General features: G+C 59.1%; 15 protein-coding genes. 10 read left to right on the top strand and 5 right to left on the bottom strand.

The window, feature by feature from the left end:
* Nucleotides 1-3: 3 nt before the first annotated feature.
* From B0E33_RS24280 to B0E33_RS24260, 5 genes are all read right to left on the bottom strand, one after another.
* Complete coding sequence (locus tag B0E33_RS24280) at nt 4-1764, bottom strand: ABC transporter ATP-binding protein (RefSeq protein WP_077292667.1); 1761 nt, start codon at nt 1762-1764, stop codon at nt 4-6.
* Between the two features lie 10 nt (nt 1765-1774).
* Nucleotides 1775-2857, bottom strand: coding sequence for an ABC transporter permease (locus B0E33_RS24275; RefSeq protein WP_023001120.1), 1083 nt, complete (start codon nt 2855-2857; stop codon nt 1775-1777).
* A gap of 91 nt (nt 2858-2948) precedes the next feature.
* Nucleotides 2949-4349, bottom strand: a complete 1401-nt coding sequence (locus B0E33_RS24270) for a CmpA/NrtA family ABC transporter substrate-binding protein (RefSeq protein ID WP_023001119.1) — start codon at nt 4347-4349, stop codon at nt 2949-2951.
* Between the two features lie 365 nt (nt 4350-4714).
* Nucleotides 4715-5824: a CmpA/NrtA family ABC transporter substrate-binding protein gene (locus tag B0E33_RS24265; RefSeq protein WP_077292666.1), complete on the bottom strand. Its 1110-nt coding sequence runs from the start codon at nt 5822-5824 to the stop codon at nt 4715-4717.
* Between the two features lie 60 nt (nt 5825-5884).
* The gene (locus B0E33_RS24260; RefSeq protein WP_023001117.1) at nt 5885-6472 is read right to left on the bottom strand and encodes an ANTAR domain-containing response regulator; all 588 of its coding nucleotides are present in this window, start codon (nt 6470-6472) and stop codon (nt 5885-5887) included.
* Between the two features lie 205 nt (nt 6473-6677).
* Here B0E33_RS24260 and B0E33_RS24255 point away from each other — a divergent pair, with 205 nt between their 5' ends.
* The 10 genes from B0E33_RS24255 (at nt 6678) to B0E33_RS24210 (ending at nt 17189) form a co-directional block, all read left to right on the top strand.
* Nucleotides 6678-6863 carry a DUF4089 domain-containing protein gene (locus B0E33_RS24255; protein WP_167579593.1) on the top strand — a complete coding sequence of 62 codons (186 nt, stop codon included), beginning with the start codon at nt 6678-6680 and terminating at the stop codon, nt 6861-6863.
* The gene (locus B0E33_RS24250) at nt 6860-8272 is read left to right on the top strand and encodes an AtzE family amidohydrolase (RefSeq protein ID WP_077292664.1); all 1413 of its coding nucleotides are present in this window, start codon (nt 6860-6862) and stop codon (nt 8270-8272) included. The genes B0E33_RS24255 and B0E33_RS24250 overlap by 4 nt, the downstream gene beginning before the upstream one ends.
* 6 nt (nt 8273-8278) lie before the next feature.
* Entirely contained in the window at nt 8279-9172 is an 894-nt protein-coding gene (locus tag B0E33_RS24245) for a LysR substrate-binding domain-containing protein (RefSeq protein ID WP_077292663.1), read from the top strand.
* 191 nt (nt 9173-9363) lie between these two features.
* Nucleotides 9364-10491: a TIGR03364 family FAD-dependent oxidoreductase gene (locus B0E33_RS24240; RefSeq protein WP_077292662.1), complete on the top strand. Its 1128-nt coding sequence runs from the start codon at nt 9364-9366 to the stop codon at nt 10489-10491.
* Between the two features lie 9 nt (nt 10492-10500).
* Nucleotides 10501-11283 (top strand): phosphonoacetaldehyde hydrolase, encoded by a 783-nt coding sequence (gene phnX / locus B0E33_RS24235; protein WP_077292661.1) that lies wholly within the window; start codon nt 10501-10503, stop codon nt 11281-11283.
* Nucleotides 11280-12776, top strand: a complete 1497-nt coding sequence (locus B0E33_RS24230; RefSeq protein ID WP_062488508.1) for a sulfatase-like hydrolase/transferase — start codon at nt 11280-11282, stop codon at nt 12774-12776. The genes phnX and B0E33_RS24230 overlap by 4 nt, the downstream gene beginning before the upstream one ends.
* Before the next feature lie 141 nt (nt 12777-12917).
* Entirely contained in the window at nt 12918-13682 is a 765-nt protein-coding gene (locus tag B0E33_RS24225) for a trypsin-like serine peptidase (protein ID WP_208997701.1), read from the top strand.
* A 166-nt stretch (nt 13683-13848) separates the two neighbouring features.
* The gene (locus tag B0E33_RS24220; RefSeq protein WP_031269325.1) at nt 13849-14658 is read left to right on the top strand and encodes an NAD kinase; all 810 of its coding nucleotides are present in this window, start codon (nt 13849-13851) and stop codon (nt 14656-14658) included.
* 144 nt (nt 14659-14802) lie between these two features.
* Complete coding sequence (locus B0E33_RS24215) at nt 14803-15327, top strand: Hpt domain-containing protein (RefSeq protein ID WP_023001108.1); 525 nt, start codon at nt 14803-14805, stop codon at nt 15325-15327.
* A gap of 107 nt (nt 15328-15434) precedes the next feature.
* A complete protein-coding gene (locus B0E33_RS24210) occupies nt 15435-17189 on the top strand; it encodes a caspase family protein (protein ID WP_208997700.1) in 1755 nt (584 codons plus the stop codon).
* Nucleotides 17190-17283: the final 94 nt, after the last annotated feature.

Raw genomic sequence — 17283 nt, 5'->3', positions numbered from 1 at the left:
CTTTCATTCGGCTGCTTCGGCTGCCGCGGTTTGACGGGCCATCCGTGCGGCCCGCTTTTCCTGAATGGATTTCAACTGGTCTTCGCTCGGGTCTGCGCCGCCCTCATAGGCTTCCAGGAAGTCCAGAAGCTCCTCGCGGTAGGCGTAGTAATCCGGGTGGGCGAGCAGCTCCTTGCGCGACCTCGGCCGTGGAAGGTCCACTTCCATGATGTTGCCGATGCGGGCATTGGGCCCGTTCGACATCATCACCACCCGGTCGGCGAGCAGGATGGCCTCATCGACATCATGCGTGACGCAGACGGCCGTCACCTGGGTGCGTTTCCAGACATCCATCAGGACGTCCTGCAGCTCCCAGCGGGTCAGGCTGTCGAGCATGCCGAAGGGTTCGTCCAGCAGCAGGAGCTTCGGCGACAGGGCAAAGGCCCGTGCAATGCCGACGCGCTGCTTCATGCCGTTGGAAAGCTCCGAAGCAGCCTTTTGCATGGCGTCCGACAGACCGACCTTGCCGAGGTAATATTCAATCACGTCCCGCTTTTCGGCCCTGGACGCATCCGGATAGACCTTGTCGACCCCAAGCTCGACATTCTCGTAAGCTGTCAGCCAGGGCATCAAGCTCGGCGCCTGGAAAACGACGGCACGGTCCGGACCGGCCTGCGTCACATGAGTGCCGTCCAAGACGATGGCACCTTCGGTGATCTTGTTGAGGCCAGCCACCATGGACAGGACCGTCGACTTTCCGCAGCCGGAATGGCCGATCAGGGTGATGAACTCGCCCTTCTTCATTTTCAGATCGAAACCGTCGACAACCGTCAGCGGTCCCTTCGGCGTCGGATAGACCTTCTTCAGCTGAGAGAAGTCGAGATAACGGTCCTGAACCGCGGTTTCCGATGCCCGCTCATAGGCCGCCGGAAGCTTGTCGGCAGGCTTTGGACGCTGGGTGATCGGAACGATGTCCGGCAGAACGATTTCCCGCTCCAGATCAGCACCACGCTCGGCACCGGCCTCCATCAGGTATTCGGTGACTTCGGCACGCAGCCGAATGAAGTCGTCATCGTGGTTGAGTTCACCGCGATCGCGCGGCCGCTGAAACGGAACCTTGAACTCCGGACCGAGCGTTGCCGGTGTGCCGGGCTTCAGGGGTATGATCCGGTCTGCGAGAAGGATTGCCTCATCGACATCGTTTGTGATGAGAATGATGGTCTTCTTCTCTTCGTCGCATATCGCGGCGAATTCGTCCTGCAGCTTCGCGCGGGTCAAGGCATCAAGAGCGGACAGCGGCTCATCCAGCAGCAGAAGTTCCGGCTGCATGGCAAGGGCCCGTGCCACGGCAACGCGCTGACGCATGCCACCGGAAAGCTCCGACGGCTTGCGGTCCCTGGCATGCCCCAGACCGACCATCTCGATGTACTTGTCGCAGATCGCCTTGCGCTCAGCGGCGCTCTTCTTCTTGAAAACGCTGTCGACGGCCAGCGCCACATTGCCGAACACCGACAACCACGGCATCAGCGAATAGGACTGGAACACGACGCCCCGATCCTGGTGCGGCCCGTCAATTTCCTTGTTCTTGAAGATGATGCCGCCCTTGTCCGGCTCGATGAGACCGGCCAGCAGGGAGATCAGCGTGGTCTTGCCGGTGCCGGAAAACCCGACGATGGCAATGAACTCGCCCTCTTCCACTTTCAGATTGATATCGTCCAGCACATCCGTCCGGGTGGCATTTTCGCCATAGGATTTGGAGACGCCGGAAATTTCCAGAAAGGACATATCCGTCTCCTTAGCGATTGGCCGAGAATGTGAAGGCGCGCTGCAGGGCAAACATCAGCCGGTCGAGCATGAAGCCGATGATGCCGATGGTCAGGACTGCGACCATGATCTTTGCGAGCGACTGGGAAGAACCGTTCTGGAATTCGTCCCAGACGAATTTTCCAAGCCCCGGGTTCTGCGCCAGCATTTCTGCCGCAATAAGCACCATCCAGCCCACACCCAGCGACAGGCGCAGCCCGGTGAAAATCAGCGGCAGAGAGGACGGCAGAACCAGCTTGGTAACGGTCTTCCAGGTCGGTAGTTGCAGAACACGGCCGACATTCATCAGGTCTTTGTCGACCGAGGCCACACCCAGCGCGGTGTTGATCAGGGTCGGCCACATGGAGCAGAGCGTCACGGTGACGGCGGAGATCAGCAGGGATTTAGACAGCCAGTCGACAGGATCGGCATAGGTTGCCGAAACGATCATCGTGACGATCGGCAACCATGCCAGCGGCGACACCGGCTTGAAGATCTGGATCAGCGGATTGATTGCGCCGTTGAAGGAGCGCGACAGACCGGAGGCGATGCCAAGCGGCACGGCAATCAGCGTTGCGATCAGGAAGCCGAGGCCGACGGTTTTCAGCGAGGTGCCGATCTGGTCGATATAGGTCGGCTTGCCGGTATAGTCGCGCCACTTGATCTTGTCGGTCTTGCCTTCAGCTTCGTATTTGGCGTTGCGTTGTTCCTGGCGATCGTAGAAGGCAGCGGCCTTGTCACGCTCGCGCTCATGATCGTCCCAGAGGTTGACCGCCTGGCTCCAGACGGCCGCCGGCCCGGGAACTGCGCCCAGGGATGTCTGCACCTGGGGCGCCAGCGCTCCCCAGAGGACGAGAAAGGCGATGATGCCCAGGAGAGGAATTACGAGAACGCGTTTGAGTTCTCCCAGCTGCTCCTTAGGGCTGTCGCCTGCGGCAATTTTCAGGAGCGGCACGGTCCAGGAAAGGCCGAGCGCATCCAGCCAGCCGGCGGCCTTGTTGATCCGTGTGAAGAGCTTTTCCCGGCGTGCGGCACGGGCAAGGTCCTGACTGCCTGCGGTATCGGCATTGGCCATGTCGTCAATCCTTGTTCGAATTCTGTCGGTTCGTGTCGAATGAGAAAAACGAGCGGCGGGGCTGCAGACCGCCGCTCAAGTTTGGGGAAGATCAGCCGCCCACGACCTGGTTGCCGTCGACCACCTGCTTGCCTTTCAGGCCGATCGGAAGGCTGTCGATGTAGGCGTTCGGCTGCTTGCCGTCGTAGGGAATGCCGTCGATGATGTCCGCCGACGGGGTTGGAGCGCGGTAGCCGTCCGTTTCCCAGGGGAAGTCCTCCTTGGCCACATGCCCTTCCTCGACCAGCATTTCTGCGGCTTTCAGATAGATGTCCGGGCGATAGACCGACCGCGCGACTTCGTCGTACCAACTGTCGGGTTTGTACTCGGAAATCTGCCCCCAGCGGCGCATCTGGGTCAGGTACCAGACGGCATCGGAATAGTAGGGATAGGTTGCGAAGTAGCGGTAGAAGACGTTGAAGTCGGGAACGTCTCGCTTGTCGCCCTTCTCATATTCGAAGGTGCCGGTCATGGAGTTGGCGATCACTTCAGCGTCCGCACCGACATACTCCGAGCGGGACAGGATCTCGACGGCTTCCATACGATTGGCGTTGTCGTTCTCGTCCAGCCACTTGGCCGCGCGGATCAACGCCTTGGTAAGCGCAAGCGTGGTGTTCGGATATTCTTCGGTAAATTCCTGCGTCAGACCGAAGACCTTCTCCGGATTGTTCTTCCAGATCTCGTAATCGGTGATGACCGGAACGCCGATGCCCTTGAAGACTGCCTGCTGGTTCCAGGGTTCGCCGACGCAATAGCCATAGATGGTGCCGGCTTCCAGCGTTGAAGGCATCTGCGGAGGCGGAGTGACCGACAGCAGAGCGTCTGCCTGGATCTGGCCGGAGATATCCGAACTGGAATAGAAGCCTGGGTTAATATCACCGGATGCCAGCCAGTAGCGCAGTTCGTAGTTATGGGTGGAGACGGGGAACACCATGCCCATGTTGAACGGCTTGCCCTCGGACTTGAACTTGTCGACGACCGGCTTCAAGGCGGTTGCTTTGATCGGGTGAACCGGCTTGCCGTCGTCCTGCATTTCCAGGTGCGGCTTCATCATCTCGAAGATCTCGTTGGAAACGGTGATGCCATTGCCGTTGAGGTCCATGGAAAACGGCGTCACGATGTGTGCCTTCGTGCCGAAACCGATGGTGGCCGCCAGCGGTTGTCCGGCCAGCATGTGCGCCCCATCCAGTTCGCCCGTGATGACCCGGTCGAGCAGAACCTTCCAGTTGGCCTGCGGCTCCAGGGTGACGAAAAGGCCTTCTTCCTCGAAATAGCCGAGCTCATAGGCAACCGCGAGCGGAGCCATGTCCGTCAGCTTGATGAAGCCGAAGGTGAGTTCGTCCTTTTCGACATCCAGCATCTCGGCATAGGCGCTGGAAGCGGACACAAGTGCCGTGGCTGCCATCAGGGCGCCAAATGCGGTCCGGCGGGTGATATTCAGGGTCTTTTTCATTGTCGCGTCCTGTCCCTCGTTCGTCCTGCGCCCTCTTCAGCCGGGCACAGGCGCAATAAAAAAGCCGCCGACCGAACCGCATGACGGGAGGAATTCCCATGCGGTTCAGATCGGCGGCTTTGCCTGTGCACCCGGCAGTGGGTGCGATATCTGGTAGGCCAGCGTCGGCCTCACCTGCTTAAAAGCACGAACTGTGCCAATTTGGAGAAATTGGCTTTTCTATTTATTTACAGATACTTACTCTTTGTAAAAATTTTGACCATATGCTCAAGCTGCATATTTGATCATCGAAGCTTGCAGGCAACTGAACGAATTTTGTGCAACGCAACCAGACTGCCCCGGCGCCAGGCGAGCTGTCTCGGAAGTCAAAAACGGGCGCCGTCAAACATTTCTATGGTCATGTCTGTCGCTTCTCCGGTCAGCTCCAGAGCCTCCAGATAGGCGGTCGGAGAAAAGACCTTTTCGACTTCGCTTTCCGCCTCTCGCGAACGCTCCACCTGCCCCCAGCGAACCATCTGCTCGTAGAACCATTTGCCATGAACCGGCATTGGCGCTGCCTTGAGCCCACCCGAGAAGGTCAGGAAGTCCGGAACGTTCTTCACCGAGACCGGGCCCAGCCTGATGCGGCCCGATAGCGCTGCAAGGCAGATTTCAGCGGGGCAAGCCAGAAGGTCCGGCCTTGCGAGCATGTCGGCCAGCTCGGCATTGTTCTTCGGGTCGGAGCACCAGTCGGCGGCTGCCGAAAAGGCACGCATCAGCGCGGCCAGCGTTTCCGGGTTGGCTTCGGCCCATTTGCGCGTCACGCCCAGCACTTTTTCCGGACTGTCCGGCCAGATGGCCTGTTTGTAGGTTGCAATGCGCCCCGTTCCCGCGTCGACCGCAGCCGTGTTCCAGGGCTCGCCAACGCAATATCCATCGAGCTGGCCAGCGGCCAGGGCATCCGCCATGACCTGAGGCGCCAGTACGGTAATCTCGACATCCCGGTCCGGATCAATTCCGGCGGCGGCGAGCCAATAGCGCAATTCATAGGCATGGCCTGAAAACGGGTGCACAACCCCGAAATGAAGCAGCGGCGCATCCGCCTCCTGCTGGTCGGCAATCACCCGCGCGAGCGCCGCACCGGTCGACACCGGATCGCCTTCCGGATCGGCTCCGACAGCCGACATGTCCGCCCAGAGTGCGTTGGAAACCGTAATTGCGTTGCCACCTAGCCCCAGAAGCATGGGCGCCAGCATGGGCACGGCAAGACTGGTCAGGTTGAGGCTGGATGCAATCGGCATCGGGGCGAGCATATGCGCCACGTCAAAATGACCGACCGAAATTCTGTCTCGAATATTGGCCCAGGATGTTTCGCGGATAAGCTTAAGCGCAATGCCTTCCTGCTCGGCAAAACCGAGTTCGGCAGCTGCCACGACAACGGCACTGTCCAGAAGCGGGATAAATCCGGCGATGACGGGCTTCAAGTTCGTATCCATGATACTCCAGTCCCCTGGTTGGCCGCTTCTCCCCACTCGGTGTTTTTTGTTGTCATCGCGTCAGTCTCCCAGAAGTCCGCTGGCGATCACCAGGCTCTGCGCCACATCAATGATCTTCCGGCTCTGGTTCATGGCCGTACGACGCAACAGGTCATAGGCCTCCTGCTCGCTGAGCCCCTTGGATTTCATCAGGATGCCCTTGGCCCGATCGATGGTTTTCCGGTCTGCAAGTTCAGAGCGCACTTCCTCCAGCTCCTCTGTCAGCCTGGAAAACGCGCGAAAGCGGCTGATCGCCATGTCTAGGATCGATTTGACCCGCTCCCGCTTGAGCCCGTCGACGATATAGGCCGACACCCCCGCATCGACGGCGGCCTCTATGGAATGGCTGTCCGACTTGTCGACGAACATTGCAATCGGTCGCCGCACCGCACGCGACACCTGAAACATGTGTTCCAGCTGGTCGCGATTCGGGTTTTCCAGATCGATGACAATCACATCCGGATTGATGTCGGCGATCTGACGAACCAGTCCTTCCATCTGGTGAACAAGAATGACCCTATCGTGCCCGGCATCGTGCAATCCCTGCTCGATGATCGAGGCACGGATCTTGTTGTCATCTATAACCAGAATGGAAAGCCCGCCGCTCATGCCGCCATTATGCGCAGGGCTATTTTTTATGCAACAAAAATGCTGCGCCGCAACAACGCTGTCCTGTGGAGACATTCTGAAGTGACGCTGGAGCGCTTGAAATCGGACTTGCCAAAGACGGAACCAAAAGAAGATTTCTCCTCTGGACAGAACCCCACAGCCTTAGAATGATGCACCGGGAAAATTCAGGATGAAGGAAAGCGGGATGGCGGACACGTTTGAGCCCAAGGCGCATGTGGCCCACATGGAAAAGATGTTGGGGCTAACGATCGAAGAAGACTGGCGCCCTGTTGTGGAAATGCACATCGCCGCGATCGAGAAAGCTGCCGAAGCCGTCCTGGATTTTCCGCTGGAAGGCCACGCCGAAGCCGCACCGGTCTTTGTTCCATGAGCCAGGACAACAGCAAACTGAACACCCGCTCCGCGGCTCAGACGGCCACAGCCGTCAACAGCGGCGACATCAGGGCTCTGGAAGTTGCCTACGCATCTCTCGAGACCATTGAACGTCTCAATCCGACGGTCAACGCCTTTACCGACGTTCTGGGGGAGCGTGCACTTCTTGAAGCGCGCGCTGTCGATGACGCGATTACAGAGGGCCGAACACTGCCACTCGCCGGTGTGCCATATGCGGTCAAGAACCTGTATGATGTCGAAGGCCTGACAACCCGCGCCGGCGCGAAGATCAATCGCGAAAACCCGCCTGCTTCTGCCGATGCGGCTTTGGTCCGCAAGCTGAAAGACGCTGGCGCAGTTCTGGTCGGCGCGACCCACATGGGCGAATACGCCTATGATTTTACCGGCGAGAGCGCGCACGACGGCATCTGCCGCAATCCTCATGATACGGGTCATATGACCGGGGGCTCTTCCTCCGGATCTGCCGCGGCAACGGCTGCCGGCATGGTGCCGCTGGCAATGGGCTCCGATACCAATGGCTCCATCCGCGTGCCGGCCTCGTTCTGCGGCCTGTTCGGCTTGAAACCGACCTATGGCCGTCTCAGCCGTGCAGGCACATATCCGTTTGTCGGCAGTCTCGATCACCTGGGCCCACTCACACGATCGGCAGAAGATCTTGCCCTGATCTTTGACGTCCTGCAGGGCCACGACCCCGCGGACCCGGCCCAGGCAAACCATCCGGAAATCGAGACCCATAACCGGCTGCAGGAAGATATCGGCCCGCTGCGCATTGCCGTGGCAGGTGGCTATTTCCGCGACAAGGCCCTGCCGGATGCCCTGAATGCAGTGGATCTTGTCGCCAAGGCGCTTGGGGCAAGCCTTGAGATCGACATTCCGGAAGCTGCCCGGGCCCGTGCCGCGGCCTATGTCATCACGGCGGCCGAAGGCTCTACCCTGCATCTTGGCCGCATCCTGGAACGGCCGCAGGACTTTGACCCGGAAACGCGTGACCGCTTCCTGGCGGGAACCATGGTACCGGCAATCTGGGTCCAGCAGGCTCAGCGCTTCCGGAGCTGGTTTCGCGACCTCTTCCGCAAGATCTTCGAGAATGTCGATGTTCTTCTGGCCCCGGCCACCCCCTTCCCGGCCCTGCCGTCAGGTACCAAGACCTTCACGATCGGCGGTGAAACCATGCCGGCCCGTCCCAACATCGGCCTGTTTACCCAGCCAATCTCCTTCATCGGCCTTCCCGCGGTGACGGTACCGGTCTGGCTGGAAGGGGCGACATTGCCGATCGGTGTTCAGGTGATCGCCCCTGCCTGGCGCGAGGATCTGGCGCTTCGTGTCGCTCACCACCTGGAACAGACAGGTATCTGCCGCGCGCCCGTCGCCAATTTGACGGCCTGAAGCCCGGTGAAAAGGGAACTGGCCCGCACCACAGGAAATCTCAGCCTGGCGCAACTGCGAGCGCTGGAAGCGGTGGTACGCACCGGGAGCTTCACAGATGCGGCGAAGGAAATCGGCGTCTCCCAACCCTCCATCTCCAATCACATTCAGGGTCTGGAAAGCCGCTTCAAGACAAAACTGCTGGTAAAGTCCGGATATTCAGTTTCCGCGACCCCGGCTCTGGTCGCTCTATTACCCCGCATCAGGGCGTTGCTGGCATTGGCAGGTGATCTGGAAACCGAGCTGTCTCACCACCGCGCCTTGGCGGCTGGTGAACTCAGGATTGGCTATTCAACCTATCAGCTCGCCATCCCGATCATCTCGTCCTTCATGGCGAAACACCCGACCATCTCGATCGAGGCACGCGCCCTTGCAAGCCAGGACATCGTCAACCTGATCGAAACAGGCTCTCTCGATATCGGCTTCATTACCGGACGCGAAATTCCGGCAGGTCTCGAAGGCGAACTGATCCTGAAGACACGCATTGTCCTCGCGGTTCCTCCCGAACACCCGCTGGCGAAAAAGGACAGCGCTTCCTGGAAAGACGTCGCCGAGCTCCCCCTCCTCCAACGCGAAGGAAGTTCCGGTACCCGCAGACTGTTCGAAGCCGCTGCCACGCTTGCCGGGACAAGACCCAAGACCGCGCTCGCTCTTGGCTCGTGGGGGTCAATCGCAACGCTGGTCAGATCCGGCTCGGGTATCGGTGTCGCTCTGGAAGCGGAAATCACCGAGCGCGACGGTTGTGTCGGTGTCAGGATCGAAGACGCGAACCTCACCGCAAACCATTTTGCAGTCTGGCAAAAAGATATGGGTACAGTGGCCGCCATAGAGGCATTTCGAGCCGGTTTGCCCGCCCCATGACAAATTGAAGTCACCCGTCATTTGATAATTAAAACCTATTCATTCCGATCTTTGATAGACCGAAAGACACTTCCGTGATTACTGGCGCCTGACGTTTTCAAAAACACTGCACCAGAGCCGATTTCATCGCCCGCGACAAAAGCGTGATACTGACTTCGAACGGCTCCAGCACATTTCCAGAGACCGCCTGAATGAAACAGAGATCTTATGACCTTGCGATCGTCGGTGCCGGGATCGTTGGGCTTGCGCATGCCCTCGCAGCAGTCAGGCGCGGCAAGAAAGTTGTCGTCATTGATCGCGACAGCCAGGCAAATGGCGCCTCGATCCGCAACTTCGGCTTTGTGACCGTAACCGGCCAACAGGCAGGCGACTGCTGGCAGAAAGCATCGCGCAGCCGACAGGTGTGGGCAGAAGTTGCGAAAGCCGCCCGCATACCGCTGCTGCACGAGGGTCTGACCATGACCGCAAGGCTCCCGGAATCGGAATCTGTTATCGACGCGTTTCTGAAGACAGAAATGGGTGCGGAGTGTCGGCGCCTGACACCCGCTGAGGCCGCCCACAAGGTTCCCTGTTTGCGACAGGAGAAAATCACCTGCGCGCTCTATTCACCGCTGGAAGTGCGTGTGGAATCGAAAGATGCCCTGCCCCGGATCGCCGATTGGCTGAAAGAAGCCCATGCAGTCGACTTCCTCTGGCAGACAAGCGTCAATTCTGTCGAGGCGCCGAAGCTTCAGACCTCGCGCGGGACGGTGCACGCGGAGACCGTGATCATCTGCCCCGGCGACGATGGAACGACGCTTTTTGCTGACCGGATCGCCACTTACGAAGTCACGCGCTGTAAACTGCAGATGTTACGCGTCGCCCCTCGCAATCGTATCGACCTTGGCACCGCAGTCATGTCTGACCTCGGCCTTGCGCGATATCTTGGCTATGCCGAACTCCCCGAAGCAGAGCCTTTGAAAGCCCGGCTGGATCGGGAGATGGCTGTTCACCGGGAAAACGGCATTCACCTGATCGTTGTCCAGTCCGAAGACGGCAGTCTCGTTGTCGGCGACAGCCATCATTACAGCTCGACACCCGATCCGTTCATCGACAAGACCGTGAACGACCTGATCCTGGGCGAGATGGAGACGATCCTCGATCTTGGCCCCTATGACATTTCTGAAACCTGGATCGGCACCTACGCCTCTGCCCCGGACCGCTGGCGCTTCACCGATGCGCCGGACGATAGTACCCGCATTGTCGTCGTCACGGCCGGCTGCGGTGCCTCCGCCGCCTTCGCCATCGGCGAAGAAACCATTGCCGATCTCTATGCATGAGGAAACAAGATGAGCAAATTCAAAGCCGTGGTCTTCGACTGGGCCGGCACCATGATCGACTTCGGTTCCTTTGCCCCGATGGGTGTCTTCGTAAAGGCCTTCGAGACCTTCGGCATTACCGCAACCATCGACCAGGCACGCGGCCCGATGGGCAAACCGAAGTGGGACCACATCCGCTCCATGATGGATGATCCGGACATCTGCGCCCAATGGATCGCCAAATACGGCCAAGCACCAACTGATGCCGATGTGGACAAGGTCTACAAGGTCTTCGTTCCAATGAACGAGGAAGTCGTCGCCGATTTCTCCGATCTCGTTCCAGGTGCTGCCGAGGTTGTCAGATTGCTTCGCGCCAAGGGCATGAAAATCGGCTCGACCACCGGCTATACCCGCTCGATCATGGAACGCGTGCTGCCGAAAGCTGCCGAACAGGGTTATGAACCGGACAATCTCATCTGTGCCGACGACCTGCCGGAAGGCCGTCCCGGTCCGCTCGGCATGTATCAGTGCTTCGTCGATCTGGTGGCCTACCCGCCGAGCGCGGTCATCAAGGTGGACGACACTGAACCGGGCATTGCCGAGGGTGTTGCAGCCGGCTGCCTGACTGTTGGTCTTGCGCTGTCAGGCAACTATGCAGGCAAGACACCGGAGGAACTCGCTGCACTTTCGAAAGATCAGGTTGACGTCCTGCGCCAGCATGCAACGGTAGAGCTGAAAAAAGCCGGCGCCGACTACGTCATTGATACGGTCGCGGATCTGCCAGCCCTGATCGAGAAACTGGAAGCGGAATGACACGTCCGAATATCCTGCTGATCACCGCTGACCAGTGGCGGGGCGATTGTCTCGGCACAGTTGGACACCCTGTTGTCAGGACGCCGAACCTTGATGCCTTCGCCGCAACGGCAACAGTTTTCGAGCAGCATTATGCGGCAACGGCTCCGTGCTCTCCTGCACGGGCCTCGCTCTATACCGGACTTTACCAGATGAACCACCGGGTCGTGTGGAATGGCGCACCACTCGATGATCGGTTCGACAATATCGCCCGTGCTGCCCGCCGGGCCGGATATACGCCAACGTTGTTCGGCTACACCGATACCTCACCCGATCCGCGCCTGCATCACCCGAACGACCCCGTCCTGACTTCCTATGAAGGTGTTCTGCCCGGCTTCTGGGTACGCCAGCCGCTTGCCGAGGACGAAAAGCAGTGGCTTTCCTGGATGGTTTCACGCGGTCACGATCCCGCAGGTTTGCCTACCATCCATCACGTGGAACCCGAAGAAGGTGAAAAAGTCAGCCTCAAGGCAGCCAGGTATTCGAAGGACGAAACCCAGACAGCCTTCATGACGGATGCCTTCCTCACCTGGCTTGGAGAACAGGATGAAGACCGGCCATGGATGGCGCATGTTTCCTTCCTGCGACCGCATCCGCCGATTGCCGCTCCTGCCCCCTATAACACCCTCTACAATCCCGATGACGGGCCGGGTTTCTCCGGGGCACCAACTGCGGCGGAGGAAGCTGCGTTTCACCCCTTCATGGAAGCCCTGCAGGATTATCAGCAGCTGGCCTCCCATCTACCGGGGACCACTGACTTCGTTCGTGATCTGACGGAGCGCGATCTCAGGCGGTTGCGAGCACTTTATTACGGCATGATCACCGAAGTTGACGCACAGCTCGGCCGGATCTTCGAGGCGCTGGAACCACTCGAAAACACGTTGGTTGTTTTCACCTCCGATCATGCGGAGATGATGGGCGATCACTGGATGCTCGGCAAAAGCGGGTTCTACCGCGAGAGCTACCACATCCCCCTCATGATACGGGCACCGGGTGGCGGTGCAGCGAACCGGGTCTCCGCCTTCACGTCCTCGACCGATATCTTCCCGACACTCCTGGATCTGCTGGATATCGAACCCGAGCATGCCCCGGACGGAGCCAGCCTGCTGCCGTACCTCAGCGGACAAACGCCTCTGTCCTGGCGAGATGCTGCTCTCTGGGAGTTCGATTACCGGCAATTTCTGAAAAAATGGCCGGAGAAGTTCCCGGCATCTGCCCATGAAGGATCCTCCACAGCACTTTGCCGCCTCGGGCCGGAATGGCAGTTCGTGCATTTCTCCGGAATGCCCAACATTCTGATGAAGGCCACCTGCACGTCCACCGCGCCGGTCAACGAGGCGGCCAGTCACCCGGACCTGGTGATCGCCAACCTTGATGCCCTTGTGGCAACCCGGATGCGCCACAACGACGAGACCCTGGCCCGCACCCTGGTCTGGGACTACTATCGGGAATAGCGTGGACTTTCGCAGGTCCGCTTAGCGTCACGTTAAGCGTCGAACGACAGAATGAACCCTCCAATGGGACTCTGAAGAATGCGTCAGACTTTGCGGAAAAATCGGCTATTCACCGGGATTGGACGGAGTGTCCTCCGGACCATGGGGCTGGCTCTCGTCGCCCTGTTCTCGCACCAGCATGTGTCCGCGGCCCCGATTGAGCTCAAGGTCATTGACTCGGTCGATCCCCCCTGGCCGTCCATAGGACGGGTAAACGTTGCCGGCTTCAGGTCGACTGCCATGTGTACCGGCACCTTGATCGCACCCGATATCGTGCTCACAGCCGCCCATTGCCTCTACAACAAGACGACCCGCAAGCCCTTTCCGATCGAAGACCTTCTGTTCATGGCCGGTGTTCGGCGGGACGAATACTCCGCCCGCTTGGAACCTGCATGCACCATCACCGCTGCAGGATACGAGCCACGGCAGAAACCCAGGTTGCGGGAGGTACACAAGGATGTCGGGATCATTCTGCTGAAGGAACCCAGCACATTACCGCCCGTTCCGGTGCTTTCGCTGGATGAGGCAACAGTTCTGACCAAGGACACACAGTTTCAATCCGCAGGCTACCGCCGCAGCCGCCGGTTTCTGCCAACCGTCGTGCCCGCTTGCAGGGTCATGGGAACCGCCGAGGACAGCTGGGTAACGGATTGCGCATCGGAAGCCGGCGCATCGGGCGGTCCCCTCCTGGTGGAAACGCCGAACGGGCTCCGTGTTGCCGGCATCATGTCGGCCAAGATCGACGCTGTTCGCTCAGCCATCGTGCCTTTCCTGGAATGGCAGGACCTTTTGGCCAATCCGAGCTGCAGCGGTGACAGTGCTCCGGCAACCCCGCCACTCCGGTCATCGCTTGATACGGACAACTGACGACAATTCAGCCGACGGGCATAATCTGAACCGAAAGACAAATTTTCTCTGCACCAACGCCGGTTGCCCGGTTATGGTGCTATTCCCTGAATTCGGCCCGGAGCAGCTTCGCAACGCGTGCAGCTTTTTGGCCGGCAGACTGCCAGACGCAAAGACCCCTTGGCTCATGTACCAATCTGCGCCTCCTTCCAGTGCTGAACACTTCCGGCCGGTTTCCACCGACAAGCTTGCCTTTGTCGCCAGCGACACGGAGGAAGCACTCAAGGCTCAGGAAGACCTGTCCGCCCGCTACGGCAACGTTCCGGTGGCTGAAGCCGATGTCATCGTGGCACTCGGCGGTGATGGCCTGATGCTGCAGACCCTTCACAAGCACATGGGCAGCAACAAACCGATCTACGGCATGAACCGTGGTTCGGTCGGCTTCCTGATGAACGAATACCGGGAAAACGACCTGAAGGACCGGCTAGCGCTGGCCGACATCACGACGATCCGGCCTTTGGAAATGACGGCAACGACCTCCGAAGGCATCCATCACGCCCTTGCCATCAACGAGGTGTCACTCCTGCGCCAGACATCGCAGGCCGCCCGGCTGCGCATCTCGGTCGATGGACGCGTCCGGCTGGAAGAACTTGTGTGCGATGGCATCATTGTCGCGACACCGGCGGGGAGCACTGCCTACAATCTATCTGCGCATGGCCCGATCCTGCCAATCACCGCACAGCTGCTCGCGCTGACCCCCATCAGCGCCTTCCGGCCACGGCGCTGGCGCGGCGCGATCCTGCCAAACGGCGCAAAGGTAGATATCGAGATACTGGATCCCGGCAAACGCCCTGTCAGCGCGTCAGCCGACCACACTGAAATCCGTCACGTCACCCATGTTGCAGTCCGGGAGGCGGCCGAAGCGGAAGGCGTGATCATGTTTGATTCCGATCACGGTTGGGACGAACGTATCCTCACTGAAATGTTCCGCTATTAATTTCGAAACATCCTGGCGGAAACACCCTGTTAAGTATGATTGCCGATACTGCGAGCCACAGGCTCCGGCCGAATGCCCGAAGGCTTTGCCACCGAGGTGTTCTGAAGTCAGGACCGAGCGAGGATAACGAGGACATTTGCCGTCATGGCCGACACTGCCAAGGACCAGGAATATGAAATCTTGTCCCCGCCTTCGGACCTGCGCAGCAAGGTGCGGGAACTGACACCTCGCGAGGCCAAGAAATTCGATCCGGTCAAGGCGGCTGAAGCAGCACTCGAACGCTTGTCCTCCCATTTCGGAACCTGGATGAACAACGAGAGCGCCACCCTGCTCCACGCCTGGGAAGCTGTTCGCGCACAGGGATTAAACGACGACACCCTCGCCGCCCTGTTTCAGGCTGCACACAACATCAAGGGACAGGCCCTGACACTTGGTTTTCCATTGGTTGGCGAAGTCGCCGCCAGCTTCTGTCACCTGATCGAAACCGTGCCGTCTCCCGACAAGTTGCCCCTGTCCCTCGTCGAACGCTACGTCGAAGCCATTCGCGCAATGGTCGCCGAAGGTGCAAAAGACGAGGCGAACAAGACCGGCGTCGAACTTCTGAAAACCCTGCAAGGCGTGACGGAAGAATATCTGGCTCAATTTCCGCCGAAACCTGATGACGTCTGACGGACCAGTAGACCAATTGCCAACAAGGTTTATGCCGCAACGTCAAAGAGTTGATTGACTCAGGTTTCAAGCGCGCATAGCATTCGGCCTATTCATGGAGAATGGCCGTGAAACATTTTTTTTGTTTCTTTTTTCTTTTATTGCTGTCTTTGACTTCCGCACATGCCGAACGAAGGGTAGCTCTCGTAATAGGGAATTCCGGCTACGCGAATGTCGCGGAGCTGAAGAACCCCTACAATGATGCCAAGGGCATGTCGGACAAGCTGACGGACCTCGGGTTCGATGTTGTCACAGGTCTCGACCTGAGCTTGAGGGACATGCGCCAGACCGTGCGCGAGTTCATCAAGAAGCTCGATAACGCAGACCTTGCCCTGTTCTTCTATGCCGGCCATGGCATCCAGGTGAACGGCGAGAATTATCTCGTCCCGGTCGACGCCGAACTCAGCACTCATCTCGACCTTGATTTCGAGGCCCTGCCCGCAAATCTTGTGCTCAATGCCATGGAGCAAAGCACGAAGGTCAACCTGGTCTTTCTGGATGCCTGCCGAAACAACCCGTTTACGGAAAACCTCGCCCGGTCCATGGGGACGCGCTCAAGCGCAGTCGGTCGTGGACTTGCGAAGATCGGCTCCGGTGTCGGCTCCCTGGTTTCCTTCGCCACCCAGCCGGGCAATGTCGCGCTTGACGGCGATGGCGAGAACAGCCCGTTTACAACTGCCCTGATCAAGCATCTCGGCACGCCCGGTCAGGACATCACCCGCGACCTGGTAATGGTGCGCCGGGACGTTCTGGAAGCCACCAAGGGCCAGCAGGTTCCCTGGGACAATTCTTCACTGACCGGCGAAGTCATTCTCAAACAGCTTGAGATGGTGCAGCCCGTCGAACCGGAAAAGCCGGCGATCAACCCACAGATCGAACTCACCTATTGGGACTCGATCAAGTCGGGACAGAATGCGGCCTACTTCGAGACCTATCTGTCTCGCTACCCGGAAGGCCAGTTCGCCGACATCGCCCGGATCCGTCTGGACGAGATCAAGGCAAAGGCAGAAAGCGACAAGGCCGAGCAAGCGAAACCGGATGCCACAGCCGAAATCACTTATTGGCAGACAATCCAGAATTCGAACCGCCCGGAGATGTTCGAGAGTTATCTCGGCAGATACCCGAACGGGATCTATGTCGACCTTGCCCAGCTGAAAATCCAGTCTATCAAGAGCCAGGCGGAAGCGGATGCGCGCCGCAAGGCTCAGGCAGAGGCAGAAGCCCAAGCCATCGCTACGGCAGCAGCGAATGCATCGCCTGAAAGAACGACGTCCAAGCCTGCAGACGAAATCACCGTTGCCGCCCTGACGCCTGATCAGGCGCCGTCAACGACCTCGACATCCCCGGTATCGTTGCTATCGCCTGAAGAGCTTGCAACGGCTCTCCAGACAGAACTCAACCGGGTTGGCTGTTCGGTTGGCCGTGTTGACGGCGACTGGGGCAACAGAAGCCGTCAGGCACTGAGAACCTATGGCCGCGAAGCCGGGATCGATTTGGCATCACTCGACCCGGATCCCTCGATCCTGGAACAGCTCAAGAAATCGACCGGACGTGTCTGCCCGCTGACCTGTGGACGGAACCAGGAACTGAAGAACGGTCGCTGTGTCGCGACCAGAAAGCCTGAACCTTCCGGCAACAGCCCCAAGCCAAGCACGCAGACGAAGACAACTGACAGCTGCCCGAAAAACCCGTCTGCCTATGGAAACAAGGTAATTGGAAAATCTCATGGCCTCGGCCGCCAGACCCTTACACACCCCTGCGGCAGGAAGCTCGCATGCAGAGGTTCTAGGGCCAGCTGGGTAAAGACCTGCACCTGGCTTTAGCCGTTCGGCTGAAGTCTGATTTATGAATGTTTGAAGTTGAATTTTTCTGGTGAGCCCGCGATCTGAATTCCGATCCCGAATCGCCGGATTACCC

It is taken from the genome of Roseibium algicola, from assembly GCF_001999245.1.
Lineage (GTDB): Bacteria > Pseudomonadota > Alphaproteobacteria > Rhizobiales > Stappiaceae > Roseibium > Roseibium algicola.
The sequence above is the reverse complement of the archived record's forward strand: the minus strand, read 5'-3'. Positions and strand labels throughout refer to the sequence as shown.